Genomic DNA, 16,665 nt, shown 5'->3' with positions numbered 1-16,665 from the left:
AGCGCGGCAATATGACAGTTGTGTGAAAGGCCGCTTACTAATCATACAAATCAGTTTTATTATAGAACTAAAGTAGCAAAAACTCGCAATTTCAAACTGCCTCCTTGAATACTAAACAACAAAAAGCCCCGCGTTATTCAGCGAGGCTTGATGTTAAACCTATGGGTAAACTACTCCCATTCGATGGTAGCCGGAGGCTTACCTGAAATGTCGTAAACCACGCGAGAGATGCCGTCGATTTCGTTGATGATGCGGTTAGACACTTTCCCCAGGAAATCATAGGGCAGGTGCGCCCAGTGCGCAGTCATAAAGTCGATGGTTTCTACTGCACGCAGCGATACAACCCAATCATACTTACGAGCATCGCCCATTACGCCCACCGATTTTACCGGCAGGAATACCGTAAAGGCCTGACTGACCTTGTGGTAAAGCTCTGCGTTATGCAGCTCTTCAATAAAGATAGCATCGGCACGGCGCAGCAGGTCACAGTACTCTTTCTTGATCTCACCCAGCACACGTACGCCTAAGCCTGGTCCTGGGAACGGATGGCGATACAGCATGTCGTATGGCAAACCCAGCTCTAAACCAATTTTGCGTACTTCATCTTTAAATAACTCACGCAGTGGCTCTACCAGGCCCATTTTCATGTCTTCTGGTAAACCGCCAACATTGTGGTGAGATTTGATCACATGCGCTTTACCGGTAGCAGAACCAGCTGACTCGATAACATCCGGGTAAATAGTGCCCTGCGCTAACCATTTGGCGTTAACCAGCTTGCCAGCTTCTTCATCGAATACGGCCACAAATTCGTTACCGATGGCTTTACGCTTCAACTCTGGATCGTCAATACCCTCCAAACGAGCCAGGAAACGCTCTTCGGCGTCAACCTTGATAATATTCAGGCCGAAGTGGTCACCAAACATATCCATCACCTGCTCACCTTCGTTTAATCGCAGCAAACCATTATCAACGAATACACAGGTAAGCTTGTCACCGATTGCACGGTGGATTAGCATCGCGACTACTGATGAATCCACCCCACCAGACAGGCCCAGAATAACCTCATCATCACCCACTTTTTCTTTAATGCGGGCAATGGCATCTTCGATAATCGCATCCGGGGTCCACAGCTTTTCACAACCGCAGATGTCCATCACAAAATGCTGCAGCAAACGCATGCCCTGACGGGTATGCGTCACTTCCGGGTGGAACTGTACACCGTAGAATTGCTTGTCAGTATTTACCATGGCGGCATGGGGGCACGACGGCGTTAATGCGACGGTTTCAAATCCGTCAGGAATGGCGATAACCTTGTCACCGTGGCTCATCCATACATCCAGCAACGCATTGCCCTCAGCACTGATGGCGTCTTCGATATTGGCCAGTAAATCGTTCGACTTAACCACTTCTACCTGGGCATAACCAAATTCACGCTTATCTGAACCCTGCACTTTCCCGCCAAGCTGCTCGGCCATGGTTTGCATGCCATAACAAACCCCCAATAGAGGGACACCTGCATTAAAGACATATTCAGGTGCACGTGGCGAGTTGTCTTCGGTGACCGATTCCGGACCGCCCGACAGGATAATACCCTGCGGGTTAAACGATTTGATCTGTTCTTCTGTGACATCCCATGCCCAGAGTTCGCAGTAAACGCCAAGCTCACGCACACGGCGGGCAATAAGCTGGGTATATTGTGAGCCAAAATCCAGAATAAGTATGCGATGATCATGGATGTTTTGTGTCATGGTGTTTGCCTTTAAATAGAAAACAAGCAGGCTGGTATTAACCAGCCTGATAAATCAATCGATTGGTGTTGGTAAAGTTTAACCTAAACGGTAATTAGGTGCTTCTTTGGTAATGCTTACATCGTGCACGTGTGACTCACCCATTCCCGCTGAAGTCACCCGCACAAATTGCGGCTTGGTATTCAGTTCATTAATGGTAGCACAACCGGTTAAGCCCATGGCTGAACGCAGGCCGCCCATTTGTTGATGGATAATGGTAGCGATCGGGCCTTTATAGGCCACACGACCTTCAATACCTTCCGGTACCAGTTTTTCGGCGTTGTCACTTTCCTGGAAGTAACGATCGGATGAACCATTACGCTGATTCATAGCCCCTAACGAGCCCATACCACGGTAAGACTTGTAGTAACGGCCCTGATAAAGTTCTACTTCACCCGGCGCTTCCTCAGTACCGGCCAGCATAGAGCCAACCATTACACAACTTGCACCAGCTACCAGAGCCTTGGCAATATCACCGGAGAAACGAATACCACCATCGGCAATAACCGGAATGTCACGGTCTTTTAACGCTTCAACCGCATCAGAGATAGCGGTAATTTGCGGTACACCACAACCGGTTACGATACGGGTAGTACAGATTGAACCAGGGCCAATCCCTACCTTAATACCGTCAGCACCGGCATCAGCCAGCGCCAGAGCACCTTCGGCAGTCGCCACGTTACCGGCAATGATTTGTAGTTCTGGGTAGGTTTCGCGAACAGTCTTAACACGGTCGATAACGCCTTGCGAGTGGCCGTGAGAGGTATCGATAAGTAATACGTCAACACCTGCTTCAACCAATAGCGCAATGCGCTCATCGGTGCCCGGACCAACACCTACCGCAGCGCCAACGCGTAAGCGACCCAGTGAATCTTTACAGGCATTCGGCTTGCTTTCGGCTTTCTGGAAGTCCTTAACCGTAATCAGACCGGTAAGCTTAAAGCTGTCGTCGACCACCAGGATCTTTTCGATACGGTGCTCGTGCATCAGCTCGAGTACTTCTTCAGAGCTGGCACCTTCTTTAACCGTTACCAGACGCTCTTTAGGGGTCATCACTTTATCCACCGACAAATCAAGACGGTTTTCAAAGCGCATGTCGCGGCCGGTGATAATACCGATCAGATTATTTTCTGAGTCGGTGACCGGGAAGCCGGAATACCCGAGCTTCTTACTTAATGCCTGTACATTACCTAAAGTTTCACTGGCACCTACGGTTACCGGGTCCGAAACCACACCGCTTTCATATTTTTTAACTTCGCGTACATGCTTGGCTTGCTCTTCTGCGGTCATGTTCTTATGAACAAAACCAATACCGCCTTCCTGGGCTAATGCAATTGCCAAACGCGCTTCCGTTACAGTATCCATAGAAGCTGATACCATAGGGATATTCAGATTTACCTTGCGAGTCACACGGGTTTGTAGACTGGCTGTGTGCGGGAGCACTGTGGAATGCGCCGGAACCAATAAAACATCGTCAAAGGTTAGCGCTTCTTGAGCGATTCGTAGCATGCAAAAACACCTGTATATTGAGGTTTAATTGCGGCGCAATTGTAGTGTTTTTTCACTTTCAGGTAAACTGTATTTGCATTAAAGCTGAGGTTTTTTCATTCAATGACAGTTTTCTCTGCCCCGGACGGGCAAAAAGTTCACAGCGTAACAACATTAAATCGCCTGGCGCGTAACATTTTAACCAGTGAGATAGGTTTGGTGTGGCTCAGCGCTGAAATTTCCAACTTCACCCGTGCATCATCCGGCCACTGGTATTTTACCCTCAAGGACAATAAAGCCCAGGTACGGGCTGCCATGTTTCGCTCCGCTAACCGGGTGGTTCGTAATCCGCCGCGTGAGGGCGACAAAGTACTGGTCAGAGCCAGTGTTGGCATTTATGAACCCCGCGGCGATTATCAACTGGTGGTTGAAAGCATGGAGCCGGAGGGTGAAGGTCAGTTAAAACTCGCTTTTGAGCAGCTAAAATACAAACTGCAGGCTGAAGGGCTATTCGACCCTGCTAATAAACGGCCACTACCGACCCACGTAAAACGAATTGGTGTGATTACCTCTGCTCATGGCGCCGCGTTACACGACGTATTAAGTGTACTACAGCGCCGCAGCCCGGCCACAGAAGTCATCGTATATCCCTCTATGGTGCAGGGCGAGCAAGCCGCTGCCCAGTTAGCCCGTAATATCTGGCTGGCTAATCAGCGCCAGGAGGTCGACGTGCTCCTGCTCACCCGGGGCGGCGGTTCGTTGGAAGACCTGTGGTGTTTTAACAACGAGTCACTGGCCCGGGAAATAGCCCAATCGACGCTGCCGCTGGTTAGTGCTGTAGGCCACGAGGTGGATGTAACCATCGCCGATTTTGTGGCAGACCTGCGGGCGCCAACGCCTTCGGCAGCAGCAGAGCTGCTCTCCATGGACCAGCGCGAAATCCAGACGCAGGTCCGCCAGTTACAACAACAGCTCACACGTTCCTTTAATACCACGTTGCAGCGTCGTGCCCATCAGTTAGCCGTACTAGGCCAGCGCCTGAAGTCACGCCATCCGGAAGTGATGTTGCAACAGCAGGGCCAGCGGGTTGATCAACTGACACAAAAAATAACCAGTCTGATAAACCAACAGCTCGTGCGTGGACAAACCGCTTCACAGCGTCTGGAAAACCGCCTTGCCCGACAGCATCCGGCCATTGAGTTGGATAAGATTAAAACGCAGCAGGTGTATTTAGATCAAAGAATGATGAAGGCGATGCAACAACGGCTAGAGACCCACAAGCAGAAGCTTGCTACACTGGCGCACCTGCTTCAGTCTGTAAGCCCTCTGGCAACTATGGCCCGCGGTTATTCCGCCACCTTAAAAGCCGGTCAGGCGATTACCAGTATTACGGCGGTTAAAGAGCAGGACGAAATTATCAGCCGGGTCAGTGACGGTGAGATTGTCAGTGTGGTAACAGCAGTAAATGCCAAACCCAATTTATAAAATCTCTCAGTTTTAGCGTGATCAGGCCTGAACAAGGACTGGTGAAGCACTTATTATGGGTATTGTTGTTTGATTAAAATTTTCCGCCACTCTTTTTATTGGTTGGCGCTGTTGCTGACCACCGGATGCGCAACCAGTTCAGTAAAGCCGCCTGAACAGCCTAAGCTAAGCGCCCCAGAACAAGCTCCCTTCAATCTGGCAGTTAATGTCTACTCTTCCTATATCAGTGACGAGGTTGAACAGCAATGTAATGAGGCCGCGTTAACCAGTAATCCCTGCAAAAACGATGGCATTGCTGCTAATGACTTTCTGAAGAGCCTCGAAAAGCTCGATTTGTTTGCCGAGCTTAGTCCTTCAGTGAGCCGTCATGATTATGAATTATTGATCGCTAATCAGGTGGCTGATATGCCTGCCGGGCAAGAACCTGAATCGGCAGATGTGCCGCTGCAAAGTTATACGGAATTTGCGGTGGAATGGCGCGGCGTTCATCTCGATAGCTTTTTAGTGCACTATTGGCATTACGGCGTTATCCACCCCCAGGATGTTGAACAAATCATCCTGCGTTGGAGTGAGCACGCCAACCGTAACCACATTTTTTCAACACCGTTTCTTTATCAGGCCATGGGCGCAAGTGATTACTCGGGTGCTCTGACCCTCCCCGAAGTTCTGGGTGAGTTTCAGTTGGCCCGTCAGTTTTTATATCCGGATCCGTTTAAAGGCGTACTGGCCAGGTACCTTCACCCCTCTTTCAGCGAGGCAATTATGGATATTGCCATTTATCCGGTGTTAGCGCCGTTAACCGGTGATACCGAGCAGCTTATCAGCCATGAACTGGAAGACGCAGTAGAACAGGCCAGGCAAATTACGGTTGAGCGCGCCATGGCGATGGAAATAAAGAAACATCAACAAGCCTTCAGCCAGGGCGAGTCTTCATTGCAGGGCGTGATGTCAGAGATAGCCGCTGAGGGTGAGAGTGGCGAGGCACTTTACGCCACTATTTATATCTTCCGGTTAGAAGATAAGTTCGTAAAATTCAGCACCACTTTCCCATCGCGTATTGGCGATCCGTTGGTGTCCGAAGCCTTAACTCAATTGGCGGTACCTGGCGAATCGGCACTGATGAAAGAATTACGCAAAGCACTGTAGTTAAACAGTGCATGAAAAAGCCCTGCTATGCAGTAATGCCAGTCAGTTAAGAACTGACTGGCATTTTTTTTGTGACTTATTTCTTGTTCTTGTGAAAATCCATCATGCGACGGCGTTTTCGTTGCTGGGCAAGCGTCAGCTGATTCTTCTTGCCTTCGAACGGGTTAGCCCCTTCACGGAATTCAATTTTAATTGGCGTGCCCATTACATCCAGCGCCTTTCTGAAGTAATTCATCAGATACCGCTTATACGAGCTGGGCAGATCCTGCACCTGGTTGCCGTGAACGACGATGACAGGCGGATTGTAGCCGCCCGCGTGGGCGTACTTCATTTTTATCCGGCGTCCTCGCACCAATGGCGGCTGATGGTCTTGCTGAGCCAACTCCATGATCTGGGTCAGCATTGAAGTGTTGATTCGTTTTGTGGCACTCCGGTAAGCTTCCTGCACCGACTCAAACAAATTGCCCACACCCGACCCATGGAGTGCAGAAATAAAATGTAACCGGGCAAAGTCGATAAAGCCCAGGCGACGGTCCAGTTCGCGTTTGATTTCATCTTTAATATCGGTATCCAGGCCGTCCCACTTGTTCACGGCTATCACCAGCGAGCGACCGGAATTAAGAATAAAGCCTAACAGACTTAAGTCCTGATCAGAGATCCCCTCGCGGGCATCAATCACCAACAGTACAACGTTAGCTTCCTCAATGGCTTTAAGCGTTTTTACAATGGAAAACTTTTCGACCGCTTCTGAGACCTTCTTGCGTTTACGCACTCCGGCTGTATCAATTAATACATAGTCGCGCTCGTCACGTTGCAGCGGAATGTATACGCTGTCGCGGGTAGTGCCTGGCATGTCATAGACCACCACACGATCTTCACCCAATATACGGTTAGTAAGTGTTGACTTACCCACGTTTGGTTTACCTACAATAGCCAGTTTGATGGGTAAACTCTGCAGGTGTTTCAGCTGGTCTTCTGCGTCGAGCTCTTCCTCTTCGGCTGATTTGGTCACCAGCATTTCAGGGAATTGCTCATCCAGTGGCACCAAGGCCTCCTGAATCAATTGCGACACACCGCGGCCGTGGGCTGCGGCGATCTGATGTACATGGCCCAGGCCCAGAGAGAAAAACTCCGCGCTTTCGCTATCACCGTTTATGCCATCCACTTTATTGGCCAGCAAAAATACGGTTTTATCGCTTTTACGCAGGTGATCGGCGATGAGCTGATCGGCAGGTAACAGACCCGCCCGGGCATCCACTAAAAAGAACACCACATCAGCTTCTTCAATGGCCTGTAGTGACTGCTGTGCCATTAAGGTATCAATACCTTCCTCATCACCGGTGATACCTCCGGTATCGACTACGATGAAGTGACGTTGCTCATAGCTGGCCTGACCGTATTGCCGGTCACGGGTCAGTCCCGGGAAATCAGCAACCAGTGCATCACGGGTATGAGTTAAACGATTAAACAGCGTTGATTTACCCACATTGGGCCGGCCAACTAACGCCACAACAGGCAACATATCGGTGTTCCTTTAAGTAATAAACAAGCAAACGGCCGCGCATAAAGCGCGGCCGTTAAATTATATCGGAATATCCCGCGAATTGCAGGATAAGCGTGGTTACTGAGCTGACAACGCAGCAATTTCTCCATCGCGGGTAATGGTAACCACCAGGTCATTCACTTTAACTGGTGTTGCATAGATAGCTTCATCTTCATCGTCGCCACCTAAATCATAGCGGGCAATGAGTTTACCATCTTCTGCATTTAACCAGTGCATCAGCCCCCAGCGGTCGCCAAGCACCAGTTGTTCTCCCATAATTAATGGCGTAGTCAGGTTACGCTCTTTGAGACCGCTCTGAGACCAGATTTCAACGCCATTACGACGATCCAGCGCATAAACAATTGAGCGTGTATCAACTACGTAGATGCGATTACCGCTCACCGCCAAATCACGGTACGAGCCGTATTCACGCTTCCACATAATGCGCCCACTGCGCAGTTCTACTGCAGCCAGAGTGCCATCATAGGAAACAATGTAGACAGTATTACCGAATACTACCGGCGCAGAATCCACATCAATAATACGCTCAAGTTCGGTTGCTCCGGCAGGCGCAGTAATAGCGGTTTCCCAGGCGGGAATGCCGCTGGTCAGAATATTCACCTGTAACTTCCCGGTAGGCGTGCCAACCAGTGCACCACCATTGGTGGCAACCGGTGCTGAAATACCCCGTAAACTCAGCGGCGGCACGTCGGTTTCACTGCGCCACAGTTGCTCACCGGTTTTTGCATCCAGTCCAAACAACACTCCAGCGCCGGTATTCAATACCAGGATCCCTTCGTCCATCGCTGGCGTAGCCAGGATTTCACCTGGTACCGTGCTTTCCCATAAGGTTTCGCCAGACTCACTGTTTAAGGCTCGGATAATGCCATCTTCAGTGGCGACAAAAACCATGTCATAGCCTGCTGCAATCGCACTGATTTTGGCTGACGCACCGCTGCGCCACAGGCGAGCAATGTCATCCCAGAAGGATTCGTCCGGGAAAATAGCAAAATTGCGTTCCCATACCACATCACCGGTATCCGGGGTTAGTGCCACCACTTCGCCATGACGCTCTGCAGCGTACACAGTATCGTTAGCGAAAACCGGTTTTAAGCGCGAAAAGTATTCATCAACGCCGTCACCAATGGTGTAGCTCCAGACTTCTTTTGGGGTTATCTGGTTTTCAATAGGCGCAATACGGCGGATTTTGATTTCGTCTTCATCAGCGAACCAGTCTGTCATGGTGGCGCAACCAGACAAACCGATGACGGCTGCGGTCAAAATGACCCGTTTAAACATACGGCCACACAGAGTTGATTGCTGTGAGATGTTTCGAGTATTTAAATTCATTCACTATCCTGCGCTAACTGCAAGGTTGTCTAGCTTCATTTGCAGTAATCGATTGTTAATATTTTTCTCCAAGGCAGAGGAGTAGGCTATGCGAGCCTTGTCAAAGTTCCCTTGCGCGGCAAAAATATCACCTTTCACTTCTTCAACCTGTGCAGTAAACGCTTCATCGGTTACCGATTCGATGGTTGTCAGGGCATTGTCATACTGCTGAAGAGCTAGCTGAACACGTGCAAGACGCACATTTGCAACCTGCTTTAAACTTTCGTCCGCGGCACTGCTAGCAACGCCTTTGAGATAAGTTGCAGCGCTTTCGAGGTTGCCGTCGTCAACCGCTTGCTTAGCAGCCAGTAAACCTGCCACGTTGGCATAGCCTGTAGCATCGGCATTGATTACCGCTTCAATCGGCTGACTATTTTCTTCGTTTACCAGCGACTCAAGTGCGGCCTGGTATGACTGAGAGGCGCTTTCCTTGGCGGCGATTTGTGAATCGCTGTAGTACTGCCAGCCAAATAAACCGGCTAAACCCAGTACTGCACCGACAATCAGAGACGTTCCGTGCTCTGACCAAAACCGTTTAATCGCCTCTACCTGTTGTTCTTCTGTAGCGAATTGTTCCATCTTAAAACCTCTTTATTTTGCTAACGGTTATACGGATAACACGTTATGTAAAGCTGCTGGCAGCTCGCTGAGCGCCACATTAACCTGTTCGCCATTGCCACGTAGTGGTTTCAGGGTCACCTGGTGGGCAGCCATTTCTTCTGAGCCAATCAGCAATGCTACACTGGCGCCTACTTTGTCTGCCCGTTTTAATTGTTTCTTCAGATTGCCACCACCACAGTGCAGCATCACCCGAAACTGACTGTCAGAATCACGTAATGATTCTGCGACCTGGCTGGCGTAGCCGCGGGTATCATCACCTAACGCGGTAACATAAATGTCGGCGGCTGGCTGGTTTTGCTCGATTTTCTCCAGCGTATCAAGTAACAGCACAAGACGTTCCATACCCAATGCAAAGCCCACACCTGGTGCAGGCTTGCCGCCCAGTTGTTCAACCAGACCATCGTAACGACCACCGGCACAAACCGTCCCCTGAGCGCCAAGGCTTTCAGTTACCCATTCAAAAACGGTGCGGTTGTAATAATCCAGACCACGAACCAGACGAGGATTGATTTCGTAGGCCACGCCTGCATTATCGAGCAGTTCACATAACAAGGCAAAATGCGCTTTAGAATCGTCATCAAGATATTCCAGCAAAGAGGGCGCATCGGATACCAGCGCCTGGACTTGCGGATTTTTGCTATCCAGCACGCGCAGAGGATTAGACTCCAGCCGACGCAGAGAATCTTCGTCCAGTTGCGATTCGTGCTGTTTAAGGTACGCAACTAACGCGTCCTTGTAATTCTGACGAGCTTCGTTGGAGCCAAGCGAGTTGATCTGTAAGGTAACATGGTCTGATATGCCGAACAGCTTCCACAGGCGGGCCGATAACAGGATCACTTCAGCATCAATGTCGGCGCTTGCCAATCCGTAGGTTTCTACTCCAAACTGGTGAAACTGGCGGTAACGACCTTTTTGCGGCCGTTCGTGGCGGAACATCGGTCCCATATACCACAAGCGTTGTTGCTGGTTGTAGATCAAACCGTGCTCATTACCGGCGCGCACTGCACTGGCGGTGCCTTCCGGACGCAGGGTCAGACTATCGCCGTTACGGTCGGCAAAGGTATACATTTCTTTTTCAACGATATCGGTGACTTCACCAATAGAGCGCTTAAACAGGTCGGTACTTTCGACGATTGGCGTTCTGATTTCCTGATAGCCATAACTGGCCACAACCTGCCGAATACCTGCCTCGACCTGTTGCCATTTACCCGACTCCGTCGGCAGGCAGTCATTCATACCTCGAATAGCCTGGATTGTTTTTGCCACCTGTTCTCTCTCAGCCTAATTAAAAGCCCCGCATTATAGGGGCTTTAGTGTTTAACCACAAACATTCTTAACTGCCAGCGACCGGCACCGGGATTATGGTTTTTCAACCACCGGGATGGCGTTGGCAGAATCCAGCATAGCCGCTTTGGCGCGGATGCGTTTTTCCAGTTGTTCAACCAGGTCATCGTTCGCCAGCCGCTCTTTCTGACGCTTGCCGTCAAGATAATAGCCACTCATATTCCGCGCGCCGGTTAAGCCCAGATCTGATACTTCAGCTTCGCCGGGACCGTTCACCACGCAGCCGATGATTGACACATCCATTGGTGTTAATACATCTTCTAAGCGTTGTTCAAGAGCATTCACGGTACCAATCACATCGAATTCCTGCCGCGAACAACTCGGGCAAGCGATAAAGTTAATACCGCGAGAGCGAATACGCAGTGATTTTAAAATATCAAAACCGACTTTGATTTCTTCCACGGGATCGGCGGCCAGCGATACTCGCAGGGTATCGCCTATTCCTTCCGCCAACAGCATGCCCAGGCCTACGGCACTCTTTACCGCGCCGGCTCTTTGTCCACCAGCTTCGGTGATACCCAGATGCAATGGCTGCTCTATTTGTTTGGCCAGCAACCGGTACGCGCCGACGGCCAGAAATACGTCTGAGGCTTTTACCGATACCTTGAACTGATCAAAATTCAGTTTATCGAGGATATCCACATGGCGCATGGCTGACTCAAGCAGCGCTTCTGGTGTTGGCTCGCCATATTTTTCCTGCAGGTCACGCTCCAGCGACCCGCCGTTAACGCCAATTCGAATCGGAATATTTTTGTCTTTGGCGCAATCCACTACCGACTTAACCCGCTCCATATTACCGATATTTCCCGGATTGATCCGTAGGCAATCTACGCCATAGTCGGCGACTTTAAGCGCTATCCGGTAATCGAAATGGATATCAGCAATCAGCGGTACACTAACCTGTTGACGTATTTGCTTAAAAGCTTCAGCAGCGTCCATGGTGGGTACCGATACCCGCACTATCTCACCACCTACCGCGACGATCCGGTTGATCTGCGCTACGGTGGCCGCCACATCGGTTGTTGGCGTATTGGTCATTGATTGCACGGCAATGGGGGCGCCATCACCAATGGGCACATTACCTACGTTAATCCGAATTGATTTTCTGCGTTGGATAGGACTATCAGCAAACATCATTGTTCCTGCATGGGTAACGAAAACTTCGCGGTGCGGGTAGGATCAAATCCAGCCATATCTACCGCTTCACCGTCATAACTAATTTGCACGACATCAGGCGCGCCGAGCGTCACTTCAAATGGCGGCAGGCCGCTAACCTGCATTTCATAGCCGGCCGCTTTAATTCCGTAGGCGATGGCTTCGCCACTGGCATCGGTAATATTCACCCAGCAGTCGGCACTAAAATTGAACACCAGCGCTACGGGCTCACCAGCTTCAGGCATTGCTTGCGATGACGCTTCTTCGTTTGCCAGAGGTGCTGTATCGACCGACTCATTGCTCAAGGTGTCGACTGGCGAACTGGTATCTTCTGTCACATTTTGCTGCGAAGGCTGAACGGGCACCTCAGTATCCGCTTCTTCGGTGATAACTTCACTGACCGAACCTTCATCCGACTGCGTTACTACAGACTCTGGTTGAGGCCCACTTCTTGCCGGCGTTGATGCTGACTGATTCTGAGTACTTTGCGTCACAGCGGGTAACTCGTTGCTGTCATTTGCTGGTTGTTGGTACCACCACACTACAACCCCGGCAATCAGTACAACAGCAATACCGTAGGTCACCATCATCCAGCGGTCATCATGCGCCTGCTTAGCAACTCTTCGGGAAAAGCTTTGTAGCTTGGCCGGTGGCTTTGGGGTGGTGTGATACTGATTAAAAAGCGTTAAGACTTCTTCTGGATTCAGCCCCAGATTCTTTGCATAAAGACGGACATATCCTTTAAAGAAGGTGACAGACGTTGAATCATCGATCCGATTTTGTTCCAGATCGTCAATGATACCAACTTTTAAATACAACTTATCAGCGATCGCCTGTTGAGTCAGGCCCTGCTCTTCCCGTGCTTCCCGCAATACCTGGCCGGGACTGGGTGCGTCAGGCACATGCTGCTCATCAGCTTCAATGTGCTGCTCTTTGTCCATTAGTTACCTGCGTTAGTTGGTTTGTTGTGCTGGCGGCACCAGCCATAACTTCATGCCGACATTAATAGACCCGTTTTTATCCAGGTTGTTCCACTCTTTGAGTGTATTGAGCTTAATGTTGTACTTCAGTGACAACCGGTAAAGGTTTTCTTTTGGCTGAACAATATGAAAAAGGGAGTCTGCCTCATCGGCCTGGATAACCTGTTCAGCTTCAGCTACCGGTTCGTCCGTTTCTGGTTCTTCAGCCACAACGATAGGTTCTGATGCTTCAGATTGGGTGGATTCAGCCTGGTTAGATTCGGCAACTGCAGCTTCGGTGGCGTGAGCCTCCGGCTCTTGCTCAGCGGCTATTTCTGGCGTAGACACCGATACTACCTGAGACTGCGGCTTGGATTTCACTTTAACCACCGGCTGCGGTACGGTTTTCTGCCGCTCAATGTATAACCGGGCTAGAGGGCTGTTTGGATACATCCGAAGGAGCATGTCGCCATAACCGTTGGCAGCGCGTAAATCTCCCTGCCCTTTGGCAATCTCGATGGCCATCCACAGTGAATCTGCAGAGACCCGCGCAACCTTTTCATAACGACGCAAGGTTTCAGCGGCTAACCCGTATTGTTCTGTTGCAACGTACATTTCGGTCAGAATAAACAGCGTTTTGGCGCGACCGGGTTGGTGTTTAAGTGCGCTATTGAGGTATTCGATGGCGTCTTCGCCTTCGCCCTGACTCTGCGCGCATAACGCCATATTCTCGTAGGTTTCGGCGGAGTTAGCGTATTGCTTTGCATTAACAGCTTGCATGAAGAAGCGCTTAGCTTCGTCATAGCGGCCATCCTGACATAAAAATGCGCCATAACTGTTGGCTATGTTGGCATCGCGCGGTGCCAGACTCATGGCGGTTTGATAAGACTCGTCAGCGCGTTCGGACTCACCGACTACCTGATAGTAATACGCCAGGCCATAATGAGTTTCAGCCAGGCGTGGCGCAAAGGCCAGCGCTTTATCCAGATTTTGTTTGGCTTGTGAATAATTACCGTTTTTAAGGTAAGTCAGCCCCAGTGATACACGGGTTTTCGCCGCTTCCTGTTGATCAAAGTCAGAACTAAACGCCCCGGGCTGGGTTTCACTGACACAGCCTGTCAGGGCAATCATCAGACTCAAAACTATCAGTATTCTCATCGGCAGCGCTTACCTTATGTTTTTTCGATATTTTGTTATTGGGACATTTTTACCGAAATTGGCTCGCCCTTCATCTGTTTTTTCAACATTCTTTTGGTTCTGTCTACCACGTCACCCACTAACTGACCGCAAGCGGCATCAATATCGTCGCCCCGGGTTTTACGCACAATCACTGTATAGCCCTTTTCCATCAGGACTTTGGCAAAGCGATCGATACGCGAATTGCTTGAGCAGGTATAAGGCGAGCCCGGGTAAGGGTTAAACGGGATCAGGTTAATCTTACAGGGCGTTTCTTTCATCACTTTAGCCAGTTGATGAGCGTGATCAGTTGAATCGTTAATTTGATTCAGCATCACGTATTCAACCGTTACCTTGCCCTGATTGGCTTTGGACTTGGCTAAATAGCGACGCACGCCAGCTAAGAAGGCTTCAATATTGTACTTTTTATTAATCGGTACAATTTCATCACGCAGCTCATCATTCGGTGCGTGCAACGAGATGGCCAGCGCCACATCAATCTGATCGCCCAGCATATCCAGGGCTGGCACCACACCAGACGTACTCAGCGTCACCCGGCGCTTGGATAAACCAAAACCGTAATCATCCAGCATGATATCCATGGCGGGTACCACGTTTTTAAGATTCAGTAGCGGCTCACCCATGCCCATCATCACCACGTTGGTAACCGGTCTTGCCGAGGTATCGTTAGACAAGCCTAACGTGGTGGCTACCCGCCACACCTGACCGATAATTTCGCTGACGGTCAGGTTACGGTTAAAGCCCTGTTGTGCGGTGGAGCAAAACGTACATTCAAGGGCACAACCTACCTGTGAGGAAACGCATAACGTTGCACGATCGGCTTCCGGGATCCACACGGTTTCTACTTCCTGCCCGCCATCGAGTTTAAGGGCAAACTTAATGGTGCCGTCTGTAGCCTGCTGGTGATAAGCAATTTCCGGTGCTCTTACTTCACACTGCTCGATTAACTTCGCGCGCAGCTGCTTATTGATGTTGGTCATCTGCTCGAAATCACTGACACCATGCTGATAAATCCACTTCATGACCTGATCTGCACGGAATGGCTTTTCGCCGATTTCAGCGAAATAGTCGCGCAATCCCTGCCGATTAAAATTAAGTAGGTTAGTTTTGGACATAAAGCGTTATCAACTCTTCAAATTAGTGACGTCGAACCGGTATAGAGTACCACGAAAAGGATATTCGATCACAATCGAGTAGGAGGGAGTTTTACAACTCCCGTCCTCTTATATGGACTCCCTGAAGTAATCAACATCTTTTGAAAAATTAGTAGTAGATGCGCTCTTATATACGGGCTTTAAATGGAGAGCTACTCCTGCCCTTCGATGTATACGCACCAACAGTTCAATTCTCACACACAGTGTTTAGTCACTTGAGAGGACTGGCTGAATTCTGCTGGTTGGTCTTACCATTTATTTTCGCAATTTGTTGATTTACTAACTCTTAGGCTGCTAACAGTATCGGATTGTAATCGTCATTATTCTTTATTAGAGCAACAGCGGTTCTCACCGTTTTATTTGCTAACGCGATGGCAGCAACCTTCTTTCCCCTTCGGTCAACTAACGCCTTCAGCCACTGCTCTTTCACAGTCTTAGGCTCTCTGGATACTGCTTTATTCACTACCGACATTGCTCCCTGATAGAGCAAACTTCGCAATCTTTTATCTGCACAGTTTTTAGAAATATGTCCCAATCGCTCTTTACCGCCGGTCGAATGCTGCTTCGGTGTCAAACCTATGCATGCTGATGCATCCCGGCCTGTATTGAACTCTGTCGCATTTCCCAATCGAACGGTTAACCCCAAAGCAATCAAAGGGCCTACGCCTTCGAGTTTACTTAATTTCTGGCAAACAGGATTATGCCGCGTGTGTTCTGCTATGAGCCTGTCATAACTTTCTATTTGAGTCGTATAGAGTTGTAACATTTGTGACTGCGCAGCCAAAGCCTGACGATAATTCATCGGCAAGCCGTTTTCTGCATCTTCTAAAATGTCAGGCAGCGCAGTGACTAAATGATTTAACCCCTTTGCTATCACAATCCCGAATTCCGTCAACAGTCCTCGTATCTGGTTTGCCAACGCCGTCCTTTGCTCCAACTGCAGCATTCGCACCCGCTCCAGGGCCTGAAGACCCTGTTCATCTTCCTCCATGATGCCACAAGAGTTTATATGAGGTAATTGAGCCGCAATACCGATAGCGTAGGCGTCATTTTTATCTGTTTTTTGCTTTAATTGCAGCCCTTTTACTGCGCGAGGCTGAATGATTTTTACTTGATGACCATGCCGCCTCGCTAAACGCGCCCAGTAATTCGAGCCACCACAGGCTTCCATTGCCACTAACGCTGACACATGGTTTCCCAGAAGTGCTATCAATGCTTTACGACTCATTGCTTTGTTATAATCAATTTTTCCGTCACTGTTGAACTTGCAAACCTGAAAGGAATGCTTTGCAAGGTCAATTGCAATAATTGTATTCTTAATCATGTATGGACCCCTTTGGCTAATTTGACAATTAAGACCGTACCCCTTTCAGGGAAGGGAGTCCATACATCTCACA

At 49.6% G+C, this 16,665-nt stretch carries 13 protein-coding genes; 2 read left to right on the top strand and 11 right to left on the bottom strand.

The window, feature by feature from the left end; all coding sequences use genetic code 11:
- Nucleotides 1-170: 170 nt before the first annotated feature.
- The gene (gene guaA, locus C6Y40_RS16860; RefSeq protein ID WP_105935577.1) at nt 171-1,748 is read right to left on the bottom strand and encodes a glutamine-hydrolyzing GMP synthase; all 1,578 of its coding nucleotides are present in this window, start codon (nt 1,746-1,748) and stop codon (nt 171-173) included.
- A 78-nt stretch (nt 1,749-1,826) separates the two neighbouring features.
- Nucleotides 1,827-3,296 (bottom strand): IMP dehydrogenase, encoded by a 1,470-nt coding sequence (gene guaB, locus C6Y40_RS16855; RefSeq protein ID WP_105935576.1) that lies wholly within the window; start codon nt 3,294-3,296, stop codon nt 1,827-1,829.
- Between the two features lie 102 nt (nt 3,297-3,398).
- On the opposite strand from guaB, the gene xseA reads away from it, so the two are divergent.
- Nucleotides 3,399-4,760, top strand: a complete 1,362-nt coding sequence (gene xseA, locus C6Y40_RS16850) for an exodeoxyribonuclease VII large subunit (RefSeq protein ID WP_105935575.1) — start codon at nt 3,399-3,401, stop codon at nt 4,758-4,760.
- Between the two features lie 69 nt (nt 4,761-4,829).
- On the top strand, nt 4,830-5,906 hold the full coding sequence (locus C6Y40_RS16845; RefSeq protein ID WP_105935574.1) for a hypothetical protein: 1,077 nt from the start codon (nt 4,830-4,832) through the stop codon (nt 5,904-5,906).
- Nucleotides 5,907-5,982: 76 nt separating this feature from the next.
- Here C6Y40_RS16845 and der read toward each other — a convergent pair whose 3' ends face one another.
- The 9 genes from der to C6Y40_RS16800 form a co-directional block, all read right to left on the bottom strand.
- Nucleotides 5,983-7,428: a ribosome biogenesis GTPase Der gene (der, locus tag C6Y40_RS16840; protein ID WP_105935573.1), complete on the bottom strand. Its 1,446-nt coding sequence runs from the start codon at nt 7,426-7,428 to the stop codon at nt 5,983-5,985.
- A gap of 99 nt (nt 7,429-7,527) precedes the next feature.
- Nucleotides 7,528-8,748 (bottom strand): outer membrane protein assembly factor BamB, encoded by a 1,221-nt coding sequence (gene bamB / locus C6Y40_RS16835; protein ID WP_105935663.1) that lies wholly within the window; start codon nt 8,746-8,748, stop codon nt 7,528-7,530.
- 54 nt (nt 8,749-8,802) lie between these two features.
- A complete protein-coding gene (locus tag C6Y40_RS16830; RefSeq protein ID WP_105935572.1) occupies nt 8,803-9,417 on the bottom strand; it encodes a YfgM family protein in 615 nt (204 codons plus the stop codon).
- 27 nt (nt 9,418-9,444) lie between these two features.
- On the bottom strand, nt 9,445-10,725 hold the full coding sequence (gene hisS / locus C6Y40_RS16825; protein WP_105935571.1) for a histidine--tRNA ligase: 1,281 nt from the start codon (nt 10,723-10,725) through the stop codon (nt 9,445-9,447).
- Nucleotides 10,726-10,818: 93 nt separating this feature from the next.
- Nucleotides 10,819-11,937, bottom strand: coding sequence for a flavodoxin-dependent (E)-4-hydroxy-3-methylbut-2-enyl-diphosphate synthase (gene ispG, locus C6Y40_RS16820; protein ID WP_105935570.1), 1,119 nt, complete (start codon nt 11,935-11,937; stop codon nt 10,819-10,821).
- Nucleotides 11,937-12,899: a RodZ domain-containing protein gene (locus C6Y40_RS16815; protein ID WP_105935569.1), complete on the bottom strand. Its 963-nt coding sequence runs from the start codon at nt 12,897-12,899 to the stop codon at nt 11,937-11,939. Before C6Y40_RS16815 ends, ispG begins: the two co-directional genes overlap by 1 nt.
- A 12-nt stretch (nt 12,900-12,911) precedes the next feature.
- Nucleotides 12,912-14,075: a type IV pilus biogenesis/stability protein PilW gene (gene pilW / locus C6Y40_RS16810; RefSeq protein WP_105935568.1), complete on the bottom strand. Its 1,164-nt coding sequence runs from the start codon at nt 14,073-14,075 to the stop codon at nt 12,912-12,914.
- A gap of 35 nt (nt 14,076-14,110) precedes the next feature.
- Nucleotides 14,111-15,229: a dual-specificity RNA methyltransferase RlmN gene (rlmN, locus tag C6Y40_RS16805; protein WP_105935567.1), complete on the bottom strand. Its 1,119-nt coding sequence runs from the start codon at nt 15,227-15,229 to the stop codon at nt 14,111-14,113.
- 325 nt (nt 15,230-15,554) lie between these two features.
- Nucleotides 15,555-16,592 carry an IS110 family RNA-guided transposase gene (locus C6Y40_RS16800; RefSeq protein WP_105933382.1) on the bottom strand — a complete coding sequence of 346 codons (1,038 nt, stop codon included), beginning with the start codon at nt 16,590-16,592 and terminating at the stop codon, nt 15,555-15,557.
- Nucleotides 16,593-16,665: the final 73 nt, after the last annotated feature.

The sequence above is a fragment of the Marisediminitalea alba genome (assembly GCF_002993365.1).
GTDB lineage: Bacteria > Pseudomonadota > Gammaproteobacteria > Enterobacterales > Alteromonadaceae > Alteromonas > Alteromonas alba.
The sequence above is the reverse complement of the archived record's forward strand: the minus strand, read 5'-3'. Positions and strand labels throughout refer to the sequence as shown.

Bases quoted from the DNA above. Each gene is read 5' to 3' on its own strand.
- guaB (WP_105935576.1), bottom strand. From the start codon at position 3,296: ATGCTACGAATCGCTCAAGAAGCGCTAACCTTTGACGATGTTTTATTG.
- C6Y40_RS16830 (WP_105935572.1), bottom strand. From the start codon at position 9,417: ATGGAACAATTCGCTACAGAAGAACAACAGGTAGAGGCGATTAAACGG.
- ispG (WP_105935570.1), bottom strand. From the start codon at position 11,937: ATGTTTGCTGATAGTCCTATCCAACGCAGAAAATCAATTCGGATTAAC.
- guaA (WP_105935577.1), bottom strand. From the start codon at position 1,748: ATGACACAAAACATCCATGATCATCGCATACTTATTCTGGATTTTGGC.
- rlmN (WP_105935567.1), bottom strand. From the start codon at position 15,229: ATGTCCAAAACTAACCTACTTAATTTTAATCGGCAGGGATTGCGCGAC.
- C6Y40_RS16815 (WP_105935569.1), bottom strand. From the start codon at position 12,899: ATGGACAAAGAGCAGCACATTGAAGCTGATGAGCAGCATGTGCCTGAC.
- pilW (WP_105935568.1), bottom strand. From the start codon at position 14,075: ATGAGAATACTGATAGTTTTGAGTCTGATGATTGCCCTGACAGGCTGT.
- bamB (WP_105935663.1), bottom strand. From the start codon at position 8,748: ATGTTTAAACGGGTCATTTTGACCGCAGCCGTCATCGGTTTGTCTGGT.
- der (WP_105935573.1), bottom strand. From the start codon at position 7,428: ATGTTGCCTGTTGTGGCGTTAGTTGGCCGGCCCAATGTGGGTAAATCA.
- xseA (WP_105935575.1), top strand. From the start codon at position 3,399: ATGACAGTTTTCTCTGCCCCGGACGGGCAAAAAGTTCACAGCGTAACA.
- C6Y40_RS16800 (WP_105933382.1), bottom strand. From the start codon at position 16,592: ATGATTAAGAATACAATTATTGCAATTGACCTTGCAAAGCATTCCTTT.